This window comes from Arthrobacter bambusae (assembly GCF_022606295.1).
Taxonomy (GTDB): Bacteria; Actinomycetota; Actinomycetes; order Actinomycetales; family Micrococcaceae; genus Arthrobacter; species Arthrobacter bambusae_A.
Window position 1 is genome coordinate 102719 of sequence record NZ_JAHHZS010000009.1, and the last position, 25893, is coordinate 128611.

General features: G+C 66.1%; 18 protein-coding genes. 7 read left to right on the forward strand and 11 right to left on the reverse strand.

From position 1 onward, the window contains the following. Positions 1–24: 24 nt before the first annotated feature. Positions 25–2718 (reverse strand): bifunctional acetate--CoA ligase family protein/GNAT family N-acetyltransferase, encoded by a 2694-nt coding sequence (locus KNN17_RS08510; RefSeq protein ID WP_241708312.1) that lies wholly within the window; start codon positions 2716–2718, stop codon positions 25–27. Positions 2719–2772: 54 nt separating this feature from the next. Here KNN17_RS08510 and KNN17_RS08515 point away from each other — a divergent pair, with 54 nt between their 5' ends. Beyond that, entirely contained in the window at positions 2773–5310 is a 2538-nt protein-coding gene (locus tag KNN17_RS08515; protein ID WP_241708313.1) for a DNA gyrase/topoisomerase IV subunit A, read from the forward strand. A 56-nt stretch (positions 5311–5366) separates the two neighbouring features. Here the strand turns inward: KNN17_RS08515 and KNN17_RS08520 are convergent, their stop codons facing one another. Continuing rightward, complete coding sequence (locus tag KNN17_RS08520; RefSeq protein WP_241708314.1) at positions 5367–5747, reverse strand: VOC family protein; 381 nt, start codon at positions 5745–5747, stop codon at positions 5367–5369. A gap of 125 nt (positions 5748–5872) precedes the next feature. Between KNN17_RS08520 and KNN17_RS08525 the strand changes: the two genes are divergently transcribed. Together KNN17_RS08525 and KNN17_RS08530 are read left to right on the forward strand one after the other, a co-directional pair. Further along, entirely contained in the window at positions 5873–6391 is a 519-nt protein-coding gene (locus KNN17_RS08525) for a DinB family protein (RefSeq protein WP_241708315.1), read from the forward strand. Positions 6392–6399: 8 nt separating this feature from the next. Further along, the gene (locus KNN17_RS08530) at positions 6400–7482 is read left to right on the forward strand and encodes an NAD(P)H-dependent flavin oxidoreductase (RefSeq protein WP_241708316.1); all 1083 of its coding nucleotides are present in this window, start codon (positions 6400–6402) and stop codon (positions 7480–7482) included. Positions 7483–7964: 482 nt separating this feature from the next. Here the strand turns inward: KNN17_RS08530 and cydD are convergent, their stop codons facing one another. Genes cydD through KNN17_RS08545 form a run of 3 tightly spaced genes read right to left on the reverse strand, consistent with a single transcriptional unit; the run spans position 7965 to position 14128 of the window. Beyond that, positions 7965–11393 (reverse strand): thiol reductant ABC exporter subunit CydD, encoded by a 3429-nt coding sequence (cydD, locus tag KNN17_RS08535; RefSeq protein WP_241708317.1) that lies wholly within the window; start codon positions 11391–11393, stop codon positions 7965–7967. Positions 11394–11396: 3 nt separating this feature from the next. Continuing rightward, entirely contained in the window at positions 11397–12494 is a 1098-nt protein-coding gene (cydB, locus tag KNN17_RS08540; protein ID WP_241708318.1) for a cytochrome d ubiquinol oxidase subunit II, read from the reverse strand. A 20-nt stretch (positions 12495–12514) separates the two neighbouring features. Further along, positions 12515–14128, reverse strand: a complete 1614-nt coding sequence (locus KNN17_RS08545; protein ID WP_241708319.1) for a cytochrome ubiquinol oxidase subunit I — start codon at positions 14126–14128, stop codon at positions 12515–12517. A 274-nt stretch (positions 14129–14402) separates the two neighbouring features. Between KNN17_RS08545 and KNN17_RS08550 the strand changes: the two genes are divergently transcribed. Together KNN17_RS08550 and KNN17_RS08555 are read left to right on the forward strand one after the other, a co-directional pair. Continuing rightward, positions 14403–14789 (forward strand): BlaI/MecI/CopY family transcriptional regulator, encoded by a 387-nt coding sequence (locus tag KNN17_RS08550; protein ID WP_078105520.1) that lies wholly within the window; start codon positions 14403–14405, stop codon positions 14787–14789. Between the two features lie 6 nt (positions 14790–14795). Then, positions 14796–15788, forward strand: coding sequence for a M56 family metallopeptidase (locus KNN17_RS08555; RefSeq protein ID WP_241708320.1), 993 nt, complete (start codon positions 14796–14798; stop codon positions 15786–15788). A 32-nt stretch (positions 15789–15820) separates the two neighbouring features. Here the strand turns inward: KNN17_RS08555 and KNN17_RS08560 are convergent, their stop codons facing one another. Next, the gene (locus tag KNN17_RS08560; RefSeq protein WP_078105522.1) at positions 15821–17929 is read right to left on the reverse strand and encodes a DNA gyrase/topoisomerase IV subunit B; all 2109 of its coding nucleotides are present in this window, start codon (positions 17927–17929) and stop codon (positions 15821–15823) included. 222 nt (positions 17930–18151) lie between these two features. On the opposite strand from KNN17_RS08560, the gene KNN17_RS08565 reads away from it, so the two are divergent. After that, entirely contained in the window at positions 18152–18373 is a 222-nt protein-coding gene (locus tag KNN17_RS08565; protein ID WP_078105523.1) for a DUF7455 domain-containing protein, read from the forward strand. Between the two features lie 105 nt (positions 18374–18478). Here KNN17_RS08565 and KNN17_RS08570 read toward each other — a convergent pair whose 3' ends face one another. Both KNN17_RS08570 and KNN17_RS08575 read right to left on the reverse strand, forming a co-directional pair. After that, complete coding sequence (locus KNN17_RS08570) at positions 18479–19129, reverse strand: FMN-binding negative transcriptional regulator (RefSeq protein ID WP_241708321.1); 651 nt, start codon at positions 19127–19129, stop codon at positions 18479–18481. A 47-nt stretch (positions 19130–19176) separates the two neighbouring features. Then, positions 19177–20115, reverse strand: a complete 939-nt coding sequence (locus tag KNN17_RS08575) for a DMT family transporter (RefSeq protein ID WP_241708322.1) — start codon at positions 20113–20115, stop codon at positions 19177–19179. On the opposite strand from KNN17_RS08575, the gene KNN17_RS08580 reads away from it, so the two are divergent. Further along, positions 20114–21526: an aminotransferase-like domain-containing protein gene (locus KNN17_RS08580; RefSeq protein WP_241708323.1), complete on the forward strand. Its 1413-nt coding sequence runs from the start codon at positions 20114–20116 to the stop codon at positions 21524–21526. The two genes, KNN17_RS08575 and KNN17_RS08580, sit on opposite strands and share 2 nt — an antisense overlap. A gap of 78 nt (positions 21527–21604) precedes the next feature. Here KNN17_RS08580 and KNN17_RS08585 read toward each other — a convergent pair whose 3' ends face one another. From KNN17_RS08585 to KNN17_RS08595, 3 genes are all read right to left on the reverse strand, one after another. Continuing rightward, positions 21605–22900: an RNA polymerase sigma factor gene (locus KNN17_RS08585; RefSeq protein WP_078105527.1), complete on the reverse strand. Its 1296-nt coding sequence runs from the start codon at positions 22898–22900 to the stop codon at positions 21605–21607. 312 nt (positions 22901–23212) lie between these two features. Further along, positions 23213–24430: a DUF4192 domain-containing protein gene (locus KNN17_RS08590; protein ID WP_241708324.1), complete on the reverse strand. Its 1218-nt coding sequence runs from the start codon at positions 24428–24430 to the stop codon at positions 23213–23215. A gap of 98 nt (positions 24431–24528) precedes the next feature. Further along, positions 24529–25887: an MFS transporter gene (locus KNN17_RS08595; protein WP_241708325.1), complete on the reverse strand. Its 1359-nt coding sequence runs from the start codon at positions 25885–25887 to the stop codon at positions 24529–24531. Between the last annotated feature and the right edge of the window lie 6 nt (positions 25888–25893).

The following is a 25893-nucleotide window of genomic DNA, read 5'->3' on the forward strand; positions in this document are numbered from 1 at the left end:
GGCCTCCGGCGGTCAACTGCCAGGTCAGCTGAGCATCGCACGGCGGGCACTGTCTGTGCGCTGTGCGGCGTTCCCGATCCACACCTCGGCGGCAAGGATTTTCGCGCCCTGCGTCCCGGCCAGGACGGGATTGAACTCCACGAGCGCGATTTCGGGGTGTTCATCCTTGAGCCGGACCAGCCGTGCTCCCAGGTCTTCGAGGGCGGCCACGTCCACTGCCGGCAGCCCTTGGTATCCGAACAGTTTCAGGGAAGCCCGGGGCGCCCTGATGAAGTCGTGCAAATCAGTAGTAGACAAGGGCGGCACCCGGTGCGCCCAATCGTCCAGGAGGTTCACGGCGTCACCCGCCAGACCGAAAGAGACCACGGGCCCGAGGAGCGGATCCTCGATGGCCCGGAACGTGCACGCCTGTCCCACGGGAACCATGGCCTGCACCTCTATGGCCGATGAACCGTAGGGTTCGAGTGCACGGCGCATCTGCGCGATATTGCGCCGAAGCGAGTCCGCATCCTCGATGTCCAGACGCACACCTCCCAGGTCCAGGCGGTGTCGAAGGGCGGGATCCGTGGTCTTGAGCACCACGGGCCAGCCAAGCCGTTCGGCGGCGGCTACCGCTTCGTCGTCGCTCTCGAACACGGCCGACGGCACCACGTTGATGCCGTAGCGGGACAGCAGCGCGGCCGCTTCGCCGTCGTCGAGCCGGATCAATTGCTCCCCCGGGACGGAGGACAAGAGCCGTGCGATGTGTTCGCGGGTACCCTCGCGGTCGCAACCCGTGGGCTCCACGAAGATGCCTTGGTCCCGGTCCAGCCATTTTGCGTACCGGACCACGGCCGCCAGGGCCGCCACTGCGCTGCCCGCACTGGAATAGCAAGGCAGTGCCGGGCCGGACTCTCCGCCGGGAGCGATCACTCGGTCCAATTGCACGGACGTGTCGAGGATCCCGGTGAATGCTGCCACGACGGGTTTGCCGGCCTCTGCCGCACATTCGGAGAGCACTCCCGCGATCGCGTCCATCGTGAGGCTGCGGGACGGGACCATCGCCGCCACCACGGCATGCACGGCATCGTCCGCAAGTGTCTTCCGGAGGCTGCGCCGCAGCCCTTCCCGCGCTGCGGACATCCCCGCGTCCAGGTCCACGTCGGTGACGATCCGGTCGACGACGAGTCCCTGCGGCGCCGCGTTGTCCGCCACGACCTTCCCGAAGGCCGCTGAATTGCTGTAGACGGCGAGCGCCGGGCCCTTGGGCAAGGGCTGGCTGGAAACGATCTGCGCCACGTCCATGAGCTGTTCGATGGTTTCGACGGCAATGACCCCGGCTTGCCGCATCATCGCGTCCAGGGCTGCCACGGGGGCGAGCGTCGTCCTGACCACGTGCCCCGGGGGAAGGCGAAGACCGGTGACGTCCGATTTGGCCACGATGACAGGCTTGCTGCGCGACAAGCGCCGGGCCAGCCGGGAGAACTTGCGGGGATTGCCGATCGACTCCAGGTAGAGTCCGACGGCGGAGGTATCGGGATCGTCTTCCCAGAACTGCATGACATCGTTGCCGGAGACATCGGCGCGGTTGCCGGTGGAGAGGAACGAGGAAAGACCCAGGCCGCGGCGACTTGCGGCGGCGTAGACGGAAACGCCGATGGCCGCTGACTGCGTGAACAGCCCCAGTCCCCCGCGCCCGGGCAGTTTCGGAGCCATGGACGCGTTCAGCGAAACCTCCGGGTTGGTGTTCACGATCCCCAACGATTCAGGGCCGATCACGCGCATCCCAGAGGACCTGGCCCGGCGCACGAGTTCCCGCTGCTTCCGCAGCCCCCGTTCGCCGTCGTCCGCGTACCCGGCTGTGGCGACCACAAGGCCTTTGACCCCGGCTGCACCGCACTCGTCCACTACTTTCGGAACTTCTTCGTACGGTACTGCGATGACTGCGAGCTGCACCGGCCCGGGGACCTCGGCGATCCGGGCGAAGGACTTCATGCCGGCAAGTTCGAACGCCTCCGGGTTGACGGCGTAGACCGCGCCTTTGAAGCCGCCTTCCACGATGTGCTCAAGCAACTGGTGGCCGATCGTCCCCCACTTGCGGCTGGCACCCACCACGGCGATCGACGACGGCGCCAGCAAGTCGCGCACGCTGCGGGCCTCGGCGCGGTGTTCCCGGGATTCCATGACGGCCAGGGATTTTTCGGTGGGGTCGATGTTGAAATCAACGCTCACCACGCCGTCGTCGAATTTGCGCACCAGCTCGTACCCGGCGTCCGCGAACACGCGGAGCATTTTGCGGTTCTCCGGCAGGACCTCGGCCATGAAGCGGCGGATGCCGTTCTCCCGGGCGGCCGCAGCCAAGTGTTCGAGCAGGATGGAGCCGATGCCCCGGCCCTGCTGGACATCGGAAATATTGAAGGCGACTTCGGCCTCGGTCGGGTCATCCAGCCGGTCGTAGCGGCCGACGCCGACGATCTCTCCACCGATGGTGATGACGAACGCCACCCGGTCTTTATGGTCCACTTCGGTGAAGCGGTGCAGTTCCTTGGTGGAGAGTCTCGGTTTGAACGAGAAGAACCGCATATAGATGGAGGTCTCGGACTGCGCCGCGTGGAAAGCCTGGAGCGCGTCGGCATCCCCAGGTGAAATTGGTCTCAAGTGGGCCGTTCCGCCGTCGCGAAGCACGACATCGGCCTCCCAATATTCCGGATATACGCCGGCGCCGGGCTGATCCACCATAGGCTTAGCCTAGCTAAGTCTTCCGCAGTACACGTTTAAGGATCCACCGACTCCATGGCACGCAGCCAAAGTCCCTCCCGCGCGAACGCGGCCTCGGCCGCCCTCGACGGGGACTTCACCGAGAACATCATCGATATCGACGTCACTTCCGAAATGGAAGGCTCCTTCCTGGAGTACGCGTATTCGGTGATCTATTCCCGCGCGCTCCCCGATGCGCGCGACGGCCTCAAGCCCGTTCAGCGACGCATCCTGTACATGATGAGCGACATGGGCCTGCGCCCGGACCGCGGGCATGTGAAGAGCGCCCGCGTGGTGGGCGAAGTCATGGGAAAGCTGCACCCCCACGGTGATGCAGCCATCTATGACGCCATGGTGCGCATGGCACAGGACTTCTCGCTGCGATTGCCCCTGATCGACGGCCACGGCAACTTCGGTTCGCTCGACGACGGCCCGGCAGCACCGCGTTACACGGAAGCACGGCTCGCCGCGGCAGCGATGACGATGACCGAGCACCTCGACGAAGACGTGGTGGACTTCGTCCCCAACTACGACAACCAGCTCACCCAGCCGGATGTCCTGCCCGCGGCCTTCCCCAATTTGCTGGTCAACGGCACTACTGGCATCGCCGTCGGCATGGCCACCAACATGGCTCCCCACAACCTCGTGGAAGTCATCGCGGCTGCCCGGCACCTCATTGCCACTCCGGACGCGACGCTGGAAGACGTCATGCGGTTCGTGCCCGGCCCGGACCTGCCCACCGGCGGCCGGATCGTGGGACTCGACGGAATCCGCGATGCCTATGCCACCGGACGTGGTTCGTTCAAGACCCGCGCCAAGGTGGAGATCGAGCAGCTGACCGCGCGCCGCACCGGCCTGGTGGTGACCGAGCTCCCCTACATGGTGGGTCCCGAGAAGGTCATCGAGAAGATCAAGGATGCCGTCAACGCCAAAAAGCTGACCGGCATCAGCGATGTCATGGACCTCACCGACCGCAAGCACGGGCTGCGGCTCGTGATCGAGATCAAGAACGGCTTCAACCCCAACGCCGTGCTGCAGCAGCTCTACCGGTTCACCCCGATGGAAGACTCCTTTGGCATCAACAACGTGACTTTGGTGGACGGGCAGCCTCAGACTTTGGGCCTGCTCCAGCTCCTGCAGGTCTATGTCGGCCACCGCCTGTCCGTGGTGCGTCGCCGCACTGCTTTCCGCCTGGGCAAGAAAAAGGACCGCCTCCACTTGGTGGAGGGCTTGTTGATCGCGATCGTCGACATCGACGAGGTCATCCAGATCATCCGTTCCTCCGACGAGGCATCGGCGGCCCGCGAACGGCTGATGTCGATCTACGACCTGTCAGAGATCCAGGCCAACTACATCCTGGAACTCCGCCTGCGCCAACTGACCAAGTACTCGCGGATCGAACTCGAGAAAGAACAGGAAGAACTGCGCCGGGAGATCGCCGAGCTCGAGGCGATCCTGGCGTCCGACGTGCTCCTTCGCGAGCTGGTGTCCGGAGAATTGGCCGAAGTGGCCGAGAAATACGGCACCCCGCGGCGCACGGTCCTCCTCGAATCAGAGGCCGTATCTCCCACCGTCGCAGCGGCGCTAGCAGCAGCCGTCCCGGCCGGCAAGGGCAAGGCCGCCGCGCTCCCGCTCGAAATCCCCGACGACCCTTGCTGGGCAATCCTCAGCGCCTCCGGCCAGATCGCGCGCACCTCCAACCAGGAGCCGCTGGCCGAATCCGGCCCGCGGAGCAAGCACGATGTCTACCGCTCGGTGGTCAAGACAACCGCGCGCGGCGAGATCGGCGCGGTCACCTCGCAGGGCCGGATGCTCCGGGTACAGGTCATGGACATGCCGGCACTCCCGCCCATGTCCGGCCTGCCCAATCTTGCCGGGGGCGTCGCAGCTAAGGACTTCATCACCCTGCTCAAGGGCGAATCGCTTGTGGCGTTCGTGCCGCTGGATGCCGTATTGGCCATCGGAACGGTCCAGGGCGTGGTGAAGCGCGTCCAGCCCGACTACCCGTTGAACCGCGAAGACTGGGAAATCATTGCCCTCAAGGACAAGGACGCTGTGGTGGGCGTGGAGCCTGCCCAGGACGACGACGTCGACCTCGTCTTCGTGACCCGGCTTGCGCAGCTCCTGCGGTTCAGCGCCTCCGCGGTCCGGCCGCAGGGCCGCACCGCGGGCGGCATGGCGGGAATCAAGCTTGGCGACGGCGACGACGTCATCCACTTCGGGACGGTGCGCGCCACCGACCCTGCCGCCGTCGTCGTAACGATTGCCGGCAGCAACGGTGCGCTGCCGGGAACCGCTCCGGGTACGGCGAAGATCACCCCGTTCGAGGAGTACCCGGCAAAGGGCCGGGCCACGGGAGGCGTGCGGGCCCACCGCTTCCTCAAGGGTGAAGACACTCTGCTGCTCGGATGGGCGGGTCACGGTCCGGCGAAGGCGTCATCAAGCGCCGGCGTTGCCCGGTCCCTCCCGCAAGAGCACGGCCGCCGCGACGGCTCCGGTGTTCCCCTCTCCCAGCCCGTGGATGCCATCGGTGCGAGCATGGCGTGGGAAGAAGGAAACGCCGGGGAGAATTGACCGGAAGCCGCCGTTGACTGCTACGTCCCGGCTGGCCACGTCCTGGCTCCGCTGGCCTACATCGTCGCGATACTGATGATGTTTCCTTCCGAGTCGAGGAACCAGGCTCCCCTTTCGCCGTCCGGCAAAGTGGCTACGCCGTTTTCGGTCTTCAGGCCAGGGAAATCGTATTCTTCGAAAACGACTCCGCGCGTCCTGAGATCGGCCATGTCCTGGTCCAGGTCCGTGCTCTGGAATCCCAGTTGGGTGTTCTTGGCGGTCCCGGCGTTGGGCGTCTCGTAGAGCAGGAAGGCTGTGCCGTTGGCGCACTTGTACATCAGGTTGTCTTTGGCCTCCGGATTATCCGGTTCAAGACCGAGCTTGTCACGGTAGAAGTCGCGGGCGCGGGCGATATCGCTGGCAGGGAGCACACCGGCGACGTTTAGATCCTTAAGCATGGCAATTTCACTTTCCAGGCTTCCCCAGCACCTAACTTTACTCCTGATCGGGCTGATCAGACCGGGGACGTACTTCCCTCCGGGCAGTGTGACCGGATCAGGAATCCGGGCCCTAGACTACTGCCATGCCGATCATTCCTGATGACAAGGACTGGACCTGGGTCCTGTCCACGCCGTGTCCCGAATGCGGCTTCGACGCCGCCACCGTCACCCCGTCCACCGTCCCGGGGACAGTCCTCAACATGCTGCCGCGGTGGCGGGCCGTTCTGCGCCGGGAAGACGCGTCCACCCGCCCGGACGAGCACACATGGTCGCCATTGGAGTATGCCTGCCACGTGCGGGACGTCTTCAGCCTGTTCGACCAGCGACTGAACCTGATGCTGCGGGAGGACGACGCCCACTTCGCCAATTGGGACCAGGACAAGGCCGCGATCGACGGCGACTACGCCAACGCGGACCCGGCGGAAGTGGCTGCGCAGCTGGCCACCGAGGGCACCCAAATTGCCAACTCCTTCGCCGCTGTCCACGAGGATGAGTGGCCCCGCACCGGGGTCCGCAGCAACGGCTCCACCTTCACCGTGCTGACATTCGCCCAGTACTTCCTGCACGACGTCGTCCATCACCTCCACGACGTGGACGGCTAGGCGCTGCGATGTCGTGGAAAGACACGCGGGCAACCCGCCTCTTCAACATTGGGTTGCCCATCGTCCTCGGTCCGTTCGGTGGCCTGTCCTCGGTGGAGCTCGCGGCCACGGTCAGCGAGGCTGGCGGGCTGGGTTCGTACGGCCTCTACGGCTACGACGCGGAACGGATTGTCGCCACGGCCCGCGAACTCCGGGAGGCCACCGGGAAACCGTTCGCGCTGAACCTTTGGCTCCCCGTCGAGGGTGAAGAGCCACCAACCGCGGACGCCCGGCAGTTCGCCGCCTACGTGGACATCCTCCGACCGTATTTCGAGCTGGTTGGCGTGGAACCACCCGCGCAACCGGATGCCTACCAGGCCGATCTGCGGGAGCAGATCCAGGCGGCCATCGATGCCCGGCCCGCCGTGCTGAGCTTCGTCTTCGGCGTTCCGTCCGCGGCTGTCATCGAGGAGGCCCACCGGAACGGCATCGTGGTGGCCGGTACTGCCACCACCGTCGACGAAGCGGTGGCGTTGGATACCGGCGGCGTTGACGCGATCGTCGCCACGGGCATGGAGGCCGGCGGGCACCGGGTTTCCTTCCTCCACGCCCCGGAGGACTCCCTCGTCGGGGCCATGGCCCTCGTGCCCCAGGTGGTGGACGCCGTCTCGGTTCCGGTCATCGCCGCAGGTGGTATCTCCGATGGCCGCGGAGTCGCTGCCGCCTTGGCCCTTGGCGCGGACGCGGTCCAGATCGGTTCGGCCTTCCTGGCCACGCGGCAATCAGCCATCAGTCCCGCGCACCTGGCCGCGATGCGCGGACCCGACGCCGCCCATACTGTCCTGACCCGCGCACTCAGCGGCCGCTTGGCACGCGGCATCCCCAACCGGATCACCGCGGAGCTCGCCGATCCTTCCGCCCATGCCCCGTTCCCGATCCAAAACTGGCTGACCGGCAAATTCCGGCCCGCTGCCGCGGCTCAGGGAGTCCCTGACCTGATGTCGCTGTGGGCGGGACAATCGACGCCGCTCATCAGGGAGGACGACGCACGGAAGTTGGTGGCGAACATCGTCGAGTCCGTGGACGCCACCTTCGGACGCCTCCTCGGCTAGTTTCCGTCTGCTAACTTCCCGTTGACGTCGCGAGCGGCGAGAAGCCGCGGTCATACTTGAACTCGATTCGCCGCTTATGCCGGGCTCCTGGACATGCCCCTCGCCAGCGCTAGCGGATGGACATATTCCCGTTATGTCCGGTCGCGGGCACGAGGAACGCGCATGTCCCCCAGGGACCAGGTCCAGGCGGCGGACCGCCCGGGCTCACGGACATGCTCTGCGCCCGGGCCAGCGGATGGACATATTCCCGTTATGTCCGGTCGCGGGCACGAGGAACGGGCATGTCCCCCAGGGACCAGGTCCAGGCGGCGGACCGCCCGGGCTCCTGGACATGCCCCTCGCCAGCGCTAGCGGATGGACATATTCCCGTTATGTCCGGTCGCGGGCACGAGGAACGCGCATGTCCTCCCGACGCGAAGAGGACTTGGCCCCTAAACCCCCGACGAATAACCAGAAAGAACGAGAATCAACGAAAATGACCACTAGTTTCCGCGCACCAGCTCCGGGAGCGCCGACGGGAGTGCCGACGGGAGCGCCGACGGCGAGCCGAGATCCAGGCGGGCGTCTCCCCCGACGATGTCGGCCAGGTTGTGCGTCACCAGCACCACGGTGACATCCTTCAGTCCGGCGCGCAGCTCCGCCATCATGAGCCGCCCGGCCTCGGCGTCGAGATGGGCGGTTGGCTCGTCCAGGAGCAGGACTTTTGCGCCGGTGAGGAGCGTGCGGGCCATGGCGAGCCGCTGGCGTTCGCCGCCGCTCAGGGACGAACCGGAGGGGCCGATGCGGGTATCCAGGCCCTTCGGAAGTCCGGGTGCCAATCGTGAGAGCCCGACGGCGCCGAGCGCCTTGTGCATGTCCGCTTCGGAAGGCTTGTGGCCGGCCGGGCGGGCGAGCAGCAGGTTGCCGCGGATGGTGGAGTCGAAGAGGTGGGCCTCCTGGGGACACCAGGCGGCATTCCCGGTGACGCATGCCCTGCCGGAAGACACGGGCAGGAAGCCAAGCAGCACGGAGAGCAACGTGGATTTCCCGGAACCGGAGGGTCCCGTGACTGCGAGCCACTGCCCGGGGGCCGCTTCGGCGCTGAGCCCGCTGAACACGGGGGTTCCACCCGGCCATGACGCTTCGAGGCCATCCAGCAACAACCCCGCGGCACCGTCTGGCCGCTCAGGCAGCTTCAGCACGCCGCCGCCGGCATCCGAGGCGTCGAAGGCTCCGGACTGCGCGATCCGCCGCAGCACCGCGGCCAAAGCCGGCCCCTGCCGCACGGCGGACACAACTGCTCCGTAGGGCTCAGCGAGGGCCAGCTGAACCAGGACGACGACGGCCAGCACAGCCGGCGCGACAGTTCCGGTTTGCACCGAGGGGGCGCCGAGGATTCCGGCCGCCAGCGCTCCCAGGGTGCACGCCAGCACGGTCAGTCCCTGGCCGATGCCATCCGCCCACGCGGAACGCTGCGCCGCCGCAGTGGCCGCGCTGTCCCTCCGGGCCAAGGACGACAAAACCATTCCCGCCACGCCGTTGGCGCTGAGCTCGGCACGGGCGTCGAGGGCTGCGGCAACATCGCGAAGCACCAATGAGCGCAGTTGCTGCTCTGAGCGGGCCGCGTTGCGGTCGGCCGCCAGGGCAAGAAGAGGAGCTACGACAAGGCCGAGCACGGCGGTGGCGACCACCGCCGGCACAGCGGCGGGAACCAGCAGGGCCGAGGCGACCACCGCCGCCACCCCGACCGCAACCGCGGAGAGGGGCGGCAGGACGACGCGCGGCAGCACGTCCCGCAGCGTGTCGACGTCGTCCACCACCGCTCCGAGGACATTGCCGCCCAGCAGGAGCCGCCGCAAGGACAGGGCCCGCGCGCTGAGGCTCGCCCAGAGCGCGCCGCGGAGCCTTGTCATCGCCGCAAAAACCGTGTCATGGACGACGAGCCGCTCGGAGTAGCGCAGCACGGCCCGGCCTATGCCGAAGAACCGCACGCCGACGATTGCTCCCAGCAAGTACAGGATGGGCGGTTGCTCGCTGGCGCGGATAATGAGCCAGCCGGACAGCCCGGACAACGCCACGGCAAACAGGGCGGCGAGCGCCGCGAGCAGCACGGCACCGGCGAACTTGTAACGGACGGGCGCCAGGATGCTGGCCAGGGCCTTGAGCGTGGGGATGGCGGTGGGGGGTTCCATTCCCCCGTCCGGTGTGGTTCCGGGAGTCGCGTCCCCCTGGAGCGGAGCAGGCACGGACACAGCGGATTCCGGGGCCACGTGGCCGGCATGATCCTGCGCCGTCACGCCGTCGACGCTCACGACGTAATCCGCCAGTTTCCGGGTCGCGGCGTCGTGGGCCACGAGGATGACAGCCGCGGCCCCCCGCAGCCCCGCGATCGCCGCACGAATGGCGTCCGCGGACGCGACGTCGAGGTGGGCGGTGGGTTCGTCGAGCAGCAGGACCGTGGCACCGGCGTCGAGGCGCGCCAAGCCGCGGGCCACGGCCACCCGCCGCACTTCGCCAGGGCTCAACTCGGCAGGATGTTTGAACGCGAGGTGCTCCGCGGCGGCTTGCTCCAGGCAACGCATGGCCCTCGCGATGTCAGCGTCCGGCGTGGATCCAGTGACGGACGGCGCGAAGTCCGCGTCGCCGCCGTTCAGGTAAAGGACAACCTCGTCCAGGACAGTACCGGCGACCATGACGGGATGCTGCGGTACCCACGCCACCGAGCGCGCATCCAGTCCGGTGACGGAACCTTCGATGGTTGCCTCCGGACCGTCGCCGATCGTGCCGGCGAGAACGCCAAGGATGGTGCTTTTGCCTGAACCGCTGCGGCCATCCAGGGCGGTAATCCGCCCGGCCGGAGCCTCGAAGTCAATGGGCCCGACGGCGGCACCTGCCCTTCCCCTGTACGTCACCGTCAGCCCGGTGACCACGACGCCGGCGGAAGCTCCGGCGTCGTGCGCTTCAGCACCGGAATCATCATTCAGCGAACGGCCCGCCGGCGACTCCAGCACGGCGTTGGTTGCGGCCAAGGCCTCGCGCCCGTCGTCGCTGGCGTGGTGGGCCGTGCCCAGCTCGCGCAAGGGAAGATAGCAATCGGGGGCGAGGATGAGGGCCAGCAGGCCGGCTTCCAGACCCATGTCGCCCGCAACGAGCCGCACCCCGATGAAGACGGCCACGACAGCGACGGAGATGGTGGCTATCAGTTCCAGGGCGAGCGCGGAGAGGAACGCGGTCCGCAGGGTTCCCATGGTCCGCGAGCGGTATTCCTCGGAGAGGTCCTCGAGGGCCGCACGCTGTTCGCCCGCGCGGCCCAGTCCCACCAGCACGGGAAGGCCCTTGGCCAACTCCAGGATGTGCCCGGAGAGCCTCCGCAGCGTGGATTGGGCTTCGTGGACCCGGTCCTCGGTGTGGCGGCCGATCAGCACCATGAACAGCGGGACCAGCGGCACGGTCAGCACCACAACCACGGCACTGACCCAATCCGCGAAGAGTATCCGCGCGCCAAGGAGCAAGGGCAGCGCAGCGCAATTGACCAAGGCGGGCAGGAACTGGGTGTAGTAGTTGTCCAGCGCATCAAGTCCGCGGGTCGCGAGCACGGCGAGCCCGCCGTCGTTCATGTCTCCGACCCGTCCCGCAGCCCCGGGGCCGAGGGCGCGCCCCAGCAGCCGGAGCCTCAGCTCTTCCTTGACCCCGAGGGCCGCCCGGCGCGCCGCGACTCCTTGGCCCCAGACCGTCAGCGAGCGCAGGACAGCGCCGGCGGCTCCCCAGGCGAGTCCTTCGCGCCACCCCATGCCGCCGGCAGCAAGGCCGGACAACATCCCCGCGATGGCTTGCGCTATCAGGACCAGCGACAAAGCCTTGAGCGTGGACAGCAGACCAAGGACGTACAAGGCGGATCGGGTGGCCGCTCCGGCGGGCAGCTGCGGCTTCATCCGCTACTCGCCGGCGTCCTGCGGTGCGTGTTTGGCAGCCGGTCCGCCCGGAGCCGCATGGCCCACCAGCACCTTGGCCGCAATGGCCGGCAGGAAGCCATGCGCGGCGGGAATGTGGGCTGCGCTCACACGGCGCCGGAACACCCAGTAGGTCCAGGCCTGGTACGCGATGACCAGCGGCAAGCCGACGGCGGCCACGATGCTCATCAGCCCCAGCGTGTAGGCCGACGATGAGGCGTTGGAAATCGTGAGGTTGAAGGCGGGGTTCACGGTGGAAGGGATGACCACGGGGAACGCCGCGCAGAAGATGGAAGCGGTGGCGCACACCAGGAACGCACCCAGCGCTCCGAAGGCCTTGCCCTCAGCCCCCTTGCGGGCGAGGACCCAGGCCGCTGCACCCGCCAGGACTCCGAGGATGACCAGGATCCACGTCAACGGCTTGCCGCTGAGCAGCTGGAGGGCCACCATCCACGCAAGCAGCGGCAGCAATGCGAGCGGGGCGAGCCGCACAAACCAGCGGCGCGCACGGTGGCGCACGTCGCCGTCGGTCTTCAGTGCCAGGAACGCCAGCGCGTGCACCAAGGCGAACGCGACGACGGCGAAACCGCCCAGCAGGGCGTATCCGCTGAACCAGGCAAAGGGGCCGCCCTGACGGTCGCCGTTCGAGTCGATCGGCAGCCCGGTGGTGGTCAACGCCAGCGCGGCGCCGATGCCGAACGCCGCCGTGAACGAACCCAAGGCAATCGCCCAGTCCCAGACCGTCCGCCAACGCGCAGTGTCCACCTTGCCCCGGTACTCGAAAGCCACGGCCCGGAAGATCAGGGCCACCAAGACAATCAGCAGCGGCAGGTAGAGCGCCGAAAACAGCGAGGCGTACCACATCGGGAAGGCCGCGAAGGTGGCACCGGCCGCGGTCAGCAGCCACACTTCGTTCCCGTCCCACACCGGACCGACCGTGTTCAGCAGCACCCGGCGGTCGGTGTTGTTCCGGGCGAAGAGCTTCATGAGCATTCCGACGCCGAGGTCGAAGCCCTCAAGGAAGAGGTAACCCGTCCACAGCACGGCGATGGCCACGAACCAGACGGTAGGCAACAGTTCCATTCGAAAATTCCCTCTGCTTCCTAGTAGGCGAATGCCAAGACGTCGTCGCTGTCGCCGGGTTGGCCCGGGGCGCCCGGCGTCCCACCGTCGTCGTCCTTCTTTTCCTTCTTTTCGCTCCCGCGAGCCTCAGCGAGCTCCGGCATCGCGGACACCACGCCTCCGCGGGCGTATTTGACCAGCAGCCGGACTTCCACCACGAGCAGGACCGCGTAGATGGAGGCCAACACCACCAGCGAGGTGATGAGCTCTCCGGCGGAGACGCCTGGCGAGACGGCCGCGGCCGTGAACATGAACACTTGGTCGACGCCGCTGGCGTCCGGATTGGGCGCGACGACGAACGGCTGCCGCCCCATTTCCGTGAAGATCCAGCCGGCGGCGTTGGCGCCGAAGGGAGCAAGGATGCCGAAAACCGCGAGGCGCATGATCCAGCGGGACTGCGGGACCAGGCCCTTGCGCGTGACCCACAGGGCCAGCAAAGCGGCAAGGGCGGCGATCCCGCCGAAGCCGATCATCATGCGGAAGCCCCAATAGGTCACTTCCATGACGGGCACGTACTGGATTTCCTGGCCTGCCCGGTCGCCGTACAGGGGATTGTTCGGCAGGTGGGTGCCGTACTTGGCCTTGTACTCGTCGAGGAGGCTGTTGACCCCCTTCACTTCGGTGTTGAAGTCCCCCTTGGCCAGGAAGGAGAGGATACCGGGGACCTCGATCACGGCCACGATGTCGTTGCAGTTCTTGGACCCGAGGTTGCCGATGCTCAGCACGGAGAACCCGGTGCCGTCGTGGCACGCGGCCTCTGCCGCGGCCATCTTCATGGGCTGTTGTTCGAACATCAGTTTGCCTTGCATATCGCCGGTGATGGCGGTACCGGCAAAGGAGATCATGGCGACGACGGCGCCGATCCGCAGGGACGTGATCCACACCTTGTAGTCGGCCTTGTCCCGTCCGGGGATGTCGGCTTCGCCGGCGACGGCGCGGCCATCCGTTCCGACAGTGTCGATGCCGTCGTGGCGGCGGCGCCAGAGGTGGTACCAGGCGATGCCCAGGAGGAACGCACCGGCGACGGCCAGCGCGCCGAAGAGGGTGTGGGGTACGGCCACCATCGCGGTGTTGTTGGTGAATACCGCCCACGCGTCGGTCATGACGGGACGCCCGTTGACCATCGTGACGCCGACGGGGTGCTGCATCCAGGAGTTGGCCACAATGATGAAGTAGGCCGAGAAGACCGAGCCGATCACCGCGATCCAGAGGCACGCGAGGTGGACGCCGCGCTTGAGTTGCTTCCAGCCGAAGATCCAGAGTCCCAGGAAGGTCGATTCCACGAAGAACGCCAGAAGGGCTTCCAAGGCGAGGGGCGCACCGAACACGTCGCCGACGAACCGGCTGTATTCGCTCCAGGCCATGCCGAATTGGAATTCCTGCACGATGCCCGTGGCCACGCCCATGATGAAGTTGATGAGGAAGAGCTTGCCCCAGAACTTGGTCATCCGGAGGTATTCAACCTTGCCGGTGCGATACCAAAGGGTCTGGATGACAGCCACGACAAGGCCCAGTCCGATGGTCAACGGCACCATCATGAAGTGGTAGACCGTGGTGATTCCAAATTGCCAGCGTGCGATTTCCAAGGCGTCCATTGCTGTCCTTTTTATCCGGCTGCCCGCGAAGCGGCGTCCATTTCTACGTAGCGTAGAACTTGTTTCTTCTACACAGTGTAGAACAAACCCGCTGCGATCTGCTCACCACTCTTCCAGCGGCGTCACAGTGCCGCAAGGACACGGCGCGCCGCATGTTCTACCTCACGTAGAATCGCCGCCTGAAAAGCGGTAGATTGAAGGTGGAATGTTGGAACATCGCACTTCCCCCGGCCCATGAGACGGGGAGGGAAGTGCGGAAAGTAGGGATGCATTGATGGCAAGTCTTGGCGAACTGGAACGGGCGGTCATGGATCTCCTTTGGGCGGGCCAGGAGGCTGCGACAGCCAACAAACTTCGTGATCTGCTGGCGCAGGATTCTGCCGCCACGGACGGCATTGCAGGACACCAGGGCAAGGACCTCGCAGTCACTACAGTGCTGACGGTCTTGTCCCGCCTTGAGAAGAAAGGCCTCGTCGAGCGCGAACGCGGCACCCGCCCCCACCGCTACCAGGCTGTTTCGAGCCGCGCGGACCACACGGCGGACCTCATGCACGAGGCACTCGGCTCCGCGCCGGACCGCGAAGCCGTGCTGGCCCGGTTCATCGGTTCCGTGAGCGAGAGTGAAGCCGCCACGCTGCGCAAGCTGCTCGGCAAAAACTAACCACCCATGTTCTGGACCTCATATTTTCTGGCGGTCCTTGCTTTGGTGTTGGCCTGGCCGGTTCCCGTCCTCTTGTCGCGCGCCGAATGGCCATCGCGCGCACCCTTCATGGCCATGGTCCTCTGGCAGGCCATCGCACTCGCCGGTGGCCTGTCCATGATCGGTGCCATGCTCGTCTACGGGCTTGAGCCCATCGGCGACAACCTCATCGCAGGCCTGCGCTCCCTGGCTGGCATGGTGCTCCACAACGAGCCCACCACGGCGCTGGGTTTCTGGCACTTGTTCGCCTTGTCCGCCGCGGCGCTGCTGAGCGCCCACCTCGTATTCACCCTGCTGCTCACCTACGTCAAGATCGAACGGCAGCGGCGGAGGCACCGCGAGCTCCTCGCCCTCCTGGCCTCACCGTCCGACGACGGCCCCGGCACCGTGGTCATCAACCACGACTCCCCCGTTGCCTACTGCCTGCCGGGCGGCGCACGGTCGGTGACCGTCCTGTCCGACGGCCTCATGGCCGCCCTCGAGCCGGCCGAGCTCCGGGCCGTCCTCATCCATGAAAACGCCCATCTCTCGCAACGCCACGACCTTCTTCTGTGGGCCTTCGCCGCGTGGCGCCAGGCACTCCCCTGGTTCCCGACTACCCGGCTCGCCCAGGTGGCGGTCAACTCCCTGATCGAAATGCTCGCCGATGACGTGGCCCTGCGCACCGAGAGCAAGGGAACGCTCATCAAGGCGATCGCGATCGTCGCCAGCGGCTCCGCCCGTCCCGTGGAGCACTTCGCGCCACCCGGAACAAGCGGGCAGGACGCCTCCCCCGAAAACAGCTCCTTGAGCGGCACCGGCGGCGCCGACTCACCGCGCACGACGGCGTCGCGCGTCAGCCGCCTGCTCTCGCCCAAACCGCCGCTTCCGGCAGCCCAGCGAGCGTTGGTGCTTGCCGCCTCGGCAATGCTGCTCGCCGTGCCGACCGGCCTGCTGATCGTGCCGGGCTTGCTGGGCTGAAGAGGTCTGCCGGCCTAGGTAGGCCCGCCGGATCAGGCGTCGATACGTTCCCGGTCCAGGTCCGCCGCGCCGGCGATGATGAAGTCCTTGCGCGGGGCGACGTCCGATCCCATCAGCAGGTCGAAAGTATCCTCCGCCATCTTGGCGTTCTCGATTCCCACTTTGCGGAGGGTGCGGTGGCGCGGATCCATGGTTGTCTCGGCGAGCTGCTCGGCGTCCATCTCGCCCAGGCCCTTGTAGCGCTGGATCGGCTCCTTGTAGCGTTTGCCTTCCTTGGCGAGCCTGGCCAGCAGGACGTGCAGTTCGGCCTCCGAGTACGTGTAGATCATCTCGTTGGCTTTCTGGCCGGCGTTGATGACTTCCACGCGGTGCAGCGGCGGGACGGCCGCGTATACGCGGCCCTCATCGATCATCGGACGCATGTACCGGAAGAACAGGGTGAGCAGCAGCGTACGGATATGCGCGCCGTCGACGTCCGCATCGGTCATGAGGATCACCTTGCCGTAACGCGCGGCGTCGATGTCGAAGCTCCGGCCCGAACCGGCACCCACCACCTGGATGAGGGCTGCGCACTCCGCGTTGGAGAGCATGTCCCCCACCGAGGCTTTCTGCACGTTCAGGATCTTGCCACGGATCGGCAGCAGCGCCTGGAAGTCCGAAGAGCGCGCCAGCTTGGCGGTGCCAAGGGCGGAGTCTCCTTCCACGATGAAGAGCTCGGAGCGTCCGACGTCGTCCGTGCGGCAATCCGCCAGCTTGGTGGGCATCGACGACGTTTCCAGCGCGTTCTTCCGGCGCTGCGTTTCCTTGTGGACACGGGCTGAGATGCGGGATTTCATCTCGCTGACGATCTTCTCGAGCAGCAGCGCGGACTGGGCTTTGTCGTTGCGGTTCGCCGAGGTCAGGCGCCCCGTGATCTCGTCCTCGACCACCTTGGCAACAATCGCCCTGACAGCCGAAGTGCCCAGGATTTCCTTGGTCTGACCCTCGAATTGCGGCTCCGCCAAGCGGACCGTCAGCACCGCGGTGAGGCCGGCCAGGACGTCGTCCTTCTCGATCTTGTCGTTGCCCGCTTTGAGCTTGCGCGCGTTCGTTTCGACGGCCTTGCGGAACGTCTTCAGAAGTGCCTGCTCGAAGCCTGCCTGGTGCGTGCCGCCCTTGGGCGTGGCGATGATGTTGACGAAGCTCCGCATGGTGGTTTCGTAGCCGATCCCCCAGCGCAGCGCGATGTCCACTTCACAGTCGCGTTCCACTTCGGCGATCTTGCTGTGCCCGTTTTCGTCGAGGACCGGAACGGTCTCCTTGAACTTGCCCGCGCCATGGAGCCGCCAAATATCCGTGACGCCTGAATCCGCGGCGAGGAAGTCGACGAACTCGGAAATGCCGCCGTCGTGGTGGAACACCTCTTGGTGCGGTCCGTTCTCGCCGGGGGTGCCGGGGAGCCGGCGCTCGTCGCGGACAGTAAGCTTGAGTCCCGGAACCAGGAAGGACGTTTGGCGGGCGCGGGCTGCAAGATCCTCGTAAGCGAACTTCGCGTCCGGAGTGAAGATCTGCCGGTCCGCCCAGTAGCGGATGCGGGTGCCGGTGACACCCCGCTTGGCCTTGCCTACGACGTCGAGCACCGAGTTCTCGACGAACGGTTCGAAGACCGACGTCGGGCTCGGCTTCGAGCCGGTGTCCTTGAACCGGCCAGGCTCGCCCCGGCGGAACGACATCTGGTACGTCTTGCTTCCGCGGTCCACCTGCACGTCAAGACGGGCGGAGAGCGCGTTCACCACGGACGCGCCAACGCCGTGCAGGCCGCCGGATGCCGTGTAGGAGCCGCCGCCGAACTTTCCGCCCGCGTGCAGTTTGGTGAAGACCACTTCGACGCCGGTGAGCCCGGTCTTGGGCTCCAGGTCCACCGGGATGCCCCGGCCGTCATCGTGGATTTCCACCGAATTGTCCGCGTGCAGGATGATCTGGATGTCGTGCCCGAAGCCCGCCAGCGCTTCGTCCACCGAGTTGTCAATGATCTCCCACAAGCAGTGCATGAGGCCGCGTGAATCGGTGGAGCCGATGTACATGCCCGGACGCTTGCGGACCGCCTCCAGGCCTTCCAAAACTGAAAGGTGCCGGGCGTTGTATTCAGAACTCGGTGCCACGGGCGGGGCGCTCCTTCGGGGGTGTAACAGAGGCAAAAAACACTCCTCCTAGGCTAGCTGGCCCGGAGCCATGACGAGAGCTGCCACTCCCAATCGTGCTGGACGCCACTTCCCGGTGTTACGCACATGTGATACGCGGACAGCGAACGTGACCCATCCTTGCCATGGTTTTGCTTCGAATGCTGGTTATATGGATACACAGAACTACTAAGGAGGCCGAACATGACAACAGCAGTTGCAGACCGCACACTCAATGCACTCGACCGGTGCGACCGTTGCGGGGCCCAGGCATATGTCCGCGTTGTACTCGAGTCCTCCGGCGGTGAGCTGCTCTTCTGCGGCCACCACGCACGTGCAGTAGAGGCCACGCTGCGGCCGATGACTTCCGACTGGCATGACGAGACCGGTCGCCTTCAGGAGAAGGAACCCGTCCTCGCCGACTAGCCCCGATGGCTGGCCCTGAGAGGCCGCCCGGTTGACATAATTTCACAGAGACAACAGCCCCCTCCGAATGGAGGGGGCTGTTGCGTTAACCGAAGACTCCTCTGCCTAGGCGCGGCCCGCATCCCGGCGTTGTCTTTCCTGCCTCGCCCGGGTGACATCGGCCGCGATCTCCGTGAGCCCTTGCGCATCAAGCCCGGCCACGACCCCGTCGACGTCCGTGTCTGGCCGGTTCTGGCTCAGTTTGGCCTTCGCTTCGATGCGGGTAATGACCAGTTCGACGCCGACAATGGCGCGCAGCTGGCCGGAGATGTACCGCTCCGGCGCGTCGTCGACGGACCACGGCCGCTCGAAACCGGCTTCGTTAAGGTCGGTCAGCTGCCTGACATGGTTCGCGAGCCACGTCGCATCATCGTGGACGGCAAGCTTGCCGTAGACGTGCGCAGTGGAGTAGTTCCACGTCGGGACGACGCGTCCATGCTCCTCCTTGGAGGCGTACCAGGATGGCGAGATGTAGGCGTCCGCGCCCTGGATGATGACGAGTGATTCCCCGATCACCGCCTCGGACCATTGCGGATTGGTCCGGGCAAGGTGACCGTGGAGCGCTCCGTGTTCGCCGATCGAGGGATCGTAGATGAGCGGCAGGAAGGTCGCGAGCAGGCCCTGCGTCGTCATGGTGACAAGGTTCGCCGCGTTCGGCCGCGTCAGGAGCTCGTGGATGACGTCGGGACCGGCGTCGAAATGCGCGGGGATGTACATGGTTCTATTCTTCCTCTCTTGGGTCGGGCGATCTGTTCTGTTGGTCTTCAGCGATTCTGTTCCGGCCGCGGATTGAGCCGGACCCGGACGGCGACGCCGGCGCAGACGATGACGGCCAGCCCACCCGCAATCGTCGTCCAGCCCAGGGATTCGCCCAGCAGCAGCCCTGCCCAGCAAATGCTCAGCACCGGCTGGATGAGTTGTACTTGGCTGACTTTGGCCATGGGCCCGATGGCGAGGCCCCGATACCAGGCGAAGAAGCCGAAGAACATGCTGACGACTCCGAGATATGCAAAAGCGGCCCACTGGCCCGGTGAGGCTGACGGCGGCTGCTGGGCCATGGAGAGGGCAGCCAGGCCGGCCATCAACGGCAATGCCAGGACAAGCGCCCAGGATACGGTCTGCCATGCGCCGAGTTCGCGGGCGAGCAAGCCGCCTTCCGCGTAGCCGATGGCCGCAGCAACGACAGCTCCGAGGAGCAGCACATCCGCCCAGTTCAGCTGCCCGAGCCCGCCTGACTGTGCGAAAGCGAAAACAATGGCCGCAACAGCCCCTACGGCTGTCACCAGCCAGAAGACGGCGGGCGGATGCTCGCGTCCGCGTAGTACTGCGGCGCTTGCCGTTGCTGCCGGCAAGAGGGCGATGACGACGGCGCCGTGGCTGGCCGGCGCCGTCGTGAGTGCGAACGAGGTGAGCAAGGGGAATCCGACAACAATCCCGGCGGCAACCACGGCCAGGCGCGCCCATTGCCTGCCTCGAGGAAGCCGCTGCCTGGTGAGCAAGAGGGCGAACGCCGCGAGTATCGCCGCGACGACGGCACGGCCGGAGCCGATGAACAAGGGCGACAGGCCACCAACCGCCACCCGGGTGAAGGGAACAGTGAACGAGAACGCCGCTACTCCCAGGAGGCCCCACCAAAGGCCAGTTGCCGGACGGGACAGTACCACTGGGCGAATTATTGTAGTAGCGCTACTATTGCCTCTCATGAACAACGATAGCAGTTCAAGGATTGCGATGCGACTGCGGGAATGGATCGTCGGGGCCGCGCCGGGATCCCGGCTGCCGTCCACCCGGTCACTGGTTGCCGACTACCAGGCCAGCCCTGTGACGGTGCAGAAAGCCTTGCAAGCGCTCACGTCGCAGGGCTTGATCGAGAGCCGGCCGGGCGTCGGAACCTTCGTGCGGGCGGTCCGGACAGCACGCCCCTCGGATTACGGTTGGCAAACTGCGGCCCTGCGCGCACCGCAAGCGCCTCCGCGCTCAGCCTCCACCACGATGCGGGACACGTCGAACGCAACTATTGCCTTCCACTCCGGATACCCGGACCGGGAACTCCTGCCGGAGCGGCTCGTGCGGGCCGCCCTCGCCCGGGCGTCCCGCGGCGATGCTGCCTTGTCCCGACCACCCGCCGCGGGGCTTCCGGAGTTGCAGTCCTGGTTCGCGCACGAACTCGGCACCGCAACGCCGGCAGGACTCACCCCGCCGACAGCGAGCGACGTCATCGTGCTGCCGGGAAGCCAGGGCGGCCTCAGCTCCATCTTCACTGCCTTGGTCGGCCACGGGCAGCCGCTGCTCATGGAATCCCCGAGCTACTGGGGAGCTATCCTGGCCGCGACCCAGGCCGGAGTCCGCATCGTCCCGGTGCCCAGCGGAGCCGATGGGCCGGACCCCGAAGAATTGGCCAGAGCGTTCGAGGAGACCGGCGCACGGCTGTTCTATGCCCAACCAAACTATGCCAACCCCACCGGGGCACAATGGTCCACCCGGCGGGGCGAAGAGGTCCTGGACGTCGTCCGGCAGTACGGCGCGTTCCTCGTTGAGGACGACTGGGCGCACGATTTCGGCATCACGTCGACGCCGGCGCCCCTCGCCGCACGTGACGACTCCGGCCACGTGGTCTATCTGCGCTCCCTCACGAAGAGCGTTTCACCCGCCATCCGCGTTGCCGCCGTCATCGCGCGAGGCCCTGCCCGCGAACGCATCCTTGCAGACCGCGCCGCCGAGTCGATGTACGTCAGCGGATTGCTGCAGGCCGCGGCACTCGACGTCGTCACCCAACCGGCCTGGCAGACCCATCTGCGCAGCCTCCGCCATCAGCTCCAGTCACGCCGGGACCTGCTTGTCTCGAGCCTGCGCGAGCACGCCCCCCAGGCCCACCTCAGCATCGTCCCCAAGGGAGGACTGAATCTCTGGGCACGGCTTCCCGACGGCACGGGCCTCGAGGGCCTGACGCGTGACTGCGAGAGTGCCGGAGTCATGATCGCAGTCGGTAACGAGTGGTTTCCGGCCGAACCGGCGGGACCGTTCATACGCCTCAACTACGCCGGGCCCAACCCCTCGGCGTTCCCGGAAGGCGCCCGCATCCTCGGCCAAGCACTCGAACGGAACAGCCCCTGAATGCAAGAAGTGGACCCCGGGAATCCGGGAGCCCACTTCTTGACGGGCCGTGCCGCTTAGGCCAGGGCGTCCGTTGCTTTAGTCAAGGTAGTCGCGCAGAACCTGAGACCGCGAGGGGTGGCGCAGCTTGGACATCGTCTTCGATTCGATCTGACGGATGCGTTCGCGGGTGACTCCGTAGACCTTGCCGATTTCGTCTAAAGTCTTCGGCTGGCCGTCGGTAAGGCCGAATCGCATGGCGACGACCCCTGCTTCACGCTCGGACAAGGTATCGAGCACCGAGTGCAGCTGCTCCTGCAGAAGGGTGAAGCTCACCGCGTCCGCCGGGACGACGGCTTCGGAGTCCTCGATGAGGTCACCGAATTCGGAGTCGCCGTCTTCGCCGAGCGGGGTGTGCAACGAGATGGGCTCGCGGCCGTACTTCTGGACTTCAACAACCTTCTCGGGAGTCATGTCCAGCTCGAGGGCAAGTTCCTCAGGCGTAGGTTCGCGTCCAAGGTCCTGGAGCATCTGGCGCTGAACGCGTGCAAGCTTGTTGATGACTTCCACCATGTGCACCGGAATGCGGATAGTGCGTGCTTGGTCAGCCATGGCACGGGTGATGGCCTGGCGGATCCACCACGTGGCGTACGTGGAGAATTTGAAGCCCTTGGTGTAGTCGAACTTCTCCACTGCGCGGATCAGGCCCAGGTTGCCCTCCTGGATGAGGTCCAGGAACAGCATGCCGCGGCCGGTGTAGCGCTTGGCCAGGGAGACCACGAGGCGCAGGTTGGCTTCAAGGAGGTGGTTCTTGGCCCTCTTGCCGTCATGGATGATGAACTCGAGCTCACGCTTGAGCTTCGGGTCCATGGAGCCGTCGTCGGCATTGATCTTCTCTTCGGCGAAGAGGCCGGCTTCAATGCGGAGCGCAAGGTCGACTTCCTGCTCTGCGTTCAGCAGGGCAACCTTGCCGATCTGCTTCAAATAGTCCTTGACGGGGTCGGCCGTGGCACCGGCGGACATGACCTGCTGGACAGGCGCATCGTCGTCGTCGGCATCCGAGTAGACAAAGCCGGAACCGGTCGTCGCTGGCTTCTTGCCCTCTTCGCCTTCTTCGACTTCCTCCGTGAGCTCTGCTTCGTCGGGAACGACGGCGTCAAAATCCTCGGCTTCTTCGGAGTCCTCGTCGGCGCCGGCGGACTTGTTGGCTGCTTCGGCAGCGGCCTTGGCGCCGGGCTTGGGCCCGCGCTTCTTGGGTGCCGGCTTCTCTGCACCTGCAGTCGAAGCATTGGCAGCACGCGTTGCCGCGCGCTTCGCAGCTGTAGCCGCCTTCTTTTCTTCGGCGGACAGTTCGGCCAGGGCGGCGGGTTCCTTCTCGGCGGAAGACGGGGTCACAGAAAACCTTTCTAGCGGCGGTCTGTGGAATCACCATGGGGGCAACACCACTATGACCCTGTCAAGTCCGTGATCAACATCAAGTGCCATCGCCGACTGCAGAGTCTTTAGGTAGAACTCCCGACGGCGCCTTAATGTTCCCTAGAGTTCAGGGGACGTTTACGGCACTTGAAACACGGACCCAACCGGGTCTCGGCAACCATTGTCTCACGGTTTTGAGTTCCGGGGGTCGAAACCGGCAACCGTGCAGACAATTACGTCCCTGCGGGTTTGCCTCAATGGCGCGCTCCTGGAGTCCCCTGGGGTTTGGCGTCATGCCGCCGCTCCACCGAACTTCCGCCACGCCGACGACTTGCTTTTGGCCCAGCCGCACACCGTCCCTCGCTTCACCACCTCGGCGAGCAGTTCAGCGAGCCGATAGCCCCGGTGTTCGGCGTCTGCCTCCGAAAGGAGCTCGGCGGCGAAAGAGCCGCTCCCCCGGCACCACTGAATCCACCCCCGGATCGTGAGCGTTGCGGCCCGGGCCTCCCCACCACCGTGCCGGGAGAGCATCGCGAGAACCTGGTCCAGGCTCGCCACGCGGCTCCAATCGGGGGTCTCCGGGTAGAGGCCCAAGAGCACGTCTCCATAGCGCGAGGCATTGACATCCGTGGCCTCAGTGGACTTGGCGGCCACCGGTGCCGGGGAGCAGAGCCCTTGCGGAATGACGAGGCCATCCCCTTCATCGTCTTCATGCTCGAAGAAGTGAAAGGCCTCGGCACCGCCGCACGCGACGGACTTCCCCGCCGCCGCCAGCACCACCACCGCGTCGCGCCATGCAGGAACCCGCAGGCTCGCCCGGAGGAACGCCGCAGCCTCTCCGTCGAATTCCTCCGGACCGCCGGAATCCAGGACTCCCGTCCACACCTCCAGCATTTGTTCGAATGCCTTCCTGCTCCGCCAGCAGCGGAGCAGCTCCTCAAGCGTGGCGGCTTCCGCACGCATGAACTCCGGATCACGGACAGGCTGGTCCCCAGGGCCCAACAGCCCGGGCGATTCCCTGACGCTGCTCCCCCGGAACACCATTTCCGCATTGAGCCGGCTATCCAGGATCTGGTCCACGGGACGCCCGGGAAGAGGACAGCACTCCAGATCGGCGCAGAATGCGCTTCGCCAGAACTCGGAACCAATGAACCAGGCATCCCGCAACGCCAAGCCAGTGCGGGCCAGGACGGGTTCCAGGGCTTTCAGCAGCGGCAGGCCGTGCGGCCCGGCACCGCCGGCGTCCCAACCCTCGTCGCTGAAGATTGCCAACAGCGCGCCGTCGGCGTCATGGTCCGCTTCCAGGTACTCCCCGATCCTCCGTGAGTACTCGGCAAGCACCCGTTCGGATCCCTCAGTCGGAAGGTCGACGCGGAGGGTTGCGCCAAGTGTCTGCCCGCGCAGCGTGATGGCCACGAGGCTCTCCTTCGGCCAGAGCCCCAAGGCGTGCGGAATGAAGCCGAGGATGTCCTCCGGCCGGGAAATGGTCACACGGTTGTCTGCTGTCATGAATCCAGCATCGGTGGCAGGAGTGGGCGCCGGCAGACTTCAATTGCCCTATGTGGACAAAGGTGTCCACGGATGCCTGTGGAGGACCGCGGAACAGGCTATGGCGTCGAGCTCTTCTGCTTCGCGAGCCTTTCGCGGCGCAACTCCACGCGGCGGCGCCGCTGGTTCGCCAACGACACGAGGAGCGGCGGGACGTGTACGCCCTGGGCCGCCATCTGGCGGCGCACCTTGCGACGGGTCATGAGGATCAAGACCGTACCCACCAGGAGGAACAGGAACTGGACGCTCAAGGCGATGCGGAAGGACGCCAGGCCGTACAGCTCGCCGCCCGAGAAACCGCTGGTGTGGAGAACGTCGAGGATGACTCCCACCAAGTAGATCGTCAGGAGCGCGGCAACGAAGCCGCCCACGTTGACGATGCCCGTGGCGGTGCCGATCCTGTGGGAAGGATTGAAGGTCCGGGCAAAATCAAAGCCGATCATGGACCCGGGGCCACCGATGGCCAGGGCGACCACCAGCAAGGCGAGCAACCAGAGGGGCGCCCGGCCAGGCAGCAACAGGACCGCGGCCCAGGCAAGCGCGATCGCCGCCGTGATCAGGAGGACCATGGCCGAGCGCCGCATCGGGTGCCGGGCCACGAAGGTCCCGAACAACGGCCCCACCAGAATGCTCGTGACAACGAAGAGTCCCATCAAGGCGGACACGGTTGCTGCGTTCAGCCCCTGCGCCGACACCAGGAACGGGTAACCCCAGGACATGGCGAAGACGTTTCCGCTGAATTGGACAGTGAAGTGGCACCAGAGGCCCAAGCGTGTCCCCGGCTGCTTCCACGCACGGGCCAAGGTCACTCCTGTGGCACGAAGCCCTTGGCCGCTCTCCCGGGGCGGGTGGCCCGGCGGAACATCCCTGAGCAAGGCCAGCACGAGCACGACGGCGAGCGCGGACAGGGAGCTCAACGCCAGGAATGCCGTATTCCAGCCGGCCGAATGAAGGACCAGGGCGAACGGCACCACGCTGATGAGCTGGCCGAGCTGGCCCGACATTCCCGTCAGCTGGGTGACGAGCGGAACCCTTGCGGGCGCGAACCAGATCGGCACGAGGCGGATCACGGAGACGAAGGTCATCGCATCGCCGGCGCCGACGAGGACCCGGCCAAGCACGCCCGCCGGAACAGCGTCGGCATAAGCCAACTGGAGTTGGCCGAGGCCCATGAGCACGGCACCGCTGGCAATCATGGCGCGCGAGCCGAAGCGGTCAACCAGGAGTCCCACCGGTATCTGGAGGCCTGCGTAGACCAGCAGCTGAAGCACCGTGAAGAAGGAAATGGCGGCTGCGCTGGCATGGAACCGTTCGGTGGCCTCCAGTCCGGACACACCAAAGGATGTGCGCTGGGCGACTGCCACGAGGTAGGCAAGCACCCCGATCGTCCAAATGAGCCAGGCGCGGGGTGCGTTCACCCTTCC

Excerpts from the sequence above, each read along its gene's own strand:
- cydB (WP_241708318.1), bottom strand. The coding sequence starts at position 12,494 with ATGGAACTGTTGCCTACCGTCTGGTTCGTGGCCATCGCCGTGCTGTGG.
- KNN17_RS08555 (WP_241708320.1), top strand. The coding sequence starts at position 14,796 with ATGTTCTGGACCTCATATTTTCTGGCGGTCCTTGCTTTGGTGTTGGCC.
- KNN17_RS08520 (WP_241708314.1), bottom strand. The coding sequence starts at position 5,747 with ATGCTTAAGGATCTAAACGTCGCCGGTGTGCTCCCTGCCAGCGATATC.
- KNN17_RS08515 (WP_241708313.1), top strand. The coding sequence starts at position 2,773 with ATGGCACGCAGCCAAAGTCCCTCCCGCGCGAACGCGGCCTCGGCCGCC.
- KNN17_RS08545 (WP_241708319.1), bottom strand. The coding sequence starts at position 14,128 with ATGGACGCCTTGGAAATCGCACGCTGGCAATTTGGAATCACCACGGTC.
- KNN17_RS08565 (WP_078105523.1), top strand. The coding sequence starts at position 18,152 with ATGACAACAGCAGTTGCAGACCGCACACTCAATGCACTCGACCGGTGC.
- KNN17_RS08530 (WP_241708316.1), top strand. The coding sequence starts at position 6,400 with ATGTCGTGGAAAGACACGCGGGCAACCCGCCTCTTCAACATTGGGTTG.
- KNN17_RS08510 (WP_241708312.1), bottom strand. The coding sequence starts at position 2,718 with ATGGTGGATCAGCCCGGCGCCGGCGTATATCCGGAATATTGGGAGGCC.
- KNN17_RS08570 (WP_241708321.1), bottom strand. The coding sequence starts at position 19,129 with ATGTACATCCCCGCGCATTTCGACGCCGGTCCCGACGTCATCCACGAG.
- KNN17_RS08590 (WP_241708324.1), bottom strand. The coding sequence starts at position 24,430 with ATGACAGCAGACAACCGTGTGACCATTTCCCGGCCGGAGGACATCCTC.
- KNN17_RS08580 (WP_241708323.1), top strand. The coding sequence starts at position 20,114 with ATGAACAACGATAGCAGTTCAAGGATTGCGATGCGACTGCGGGAATGG.
- KNN17_RS08550 (WP_078105520.1), top strand. The coding sequence starts at position 14,403 with ATGGCAAGTCTTGGCGAACTGGAACGGGCGGTCATGGATCTCCTTTGG.
- KNN17_RS08575 (WP_241708322.1), bottom strand. The coding sequence starts at position 20,115 with ATGAGAGGCAATAGTAGCGCTACTACAATAATTCGCCCAGTGGTACTG.
- KNN17_RS08525 (WP_241708315.1), top strand. The coding sequence starts at position 5,873 with ATGCCGATCATTCCTGATGACAAGGACTGGACCTGGGTCCTGTCCACG.
- cydD (WP_241708317.1), bottom strand. The coding sequence starts at position 11,393 with ATGAAGCCGCAGCTGCCCGCCGGAGCGGCCACCCGATCCGCCTTGTAC.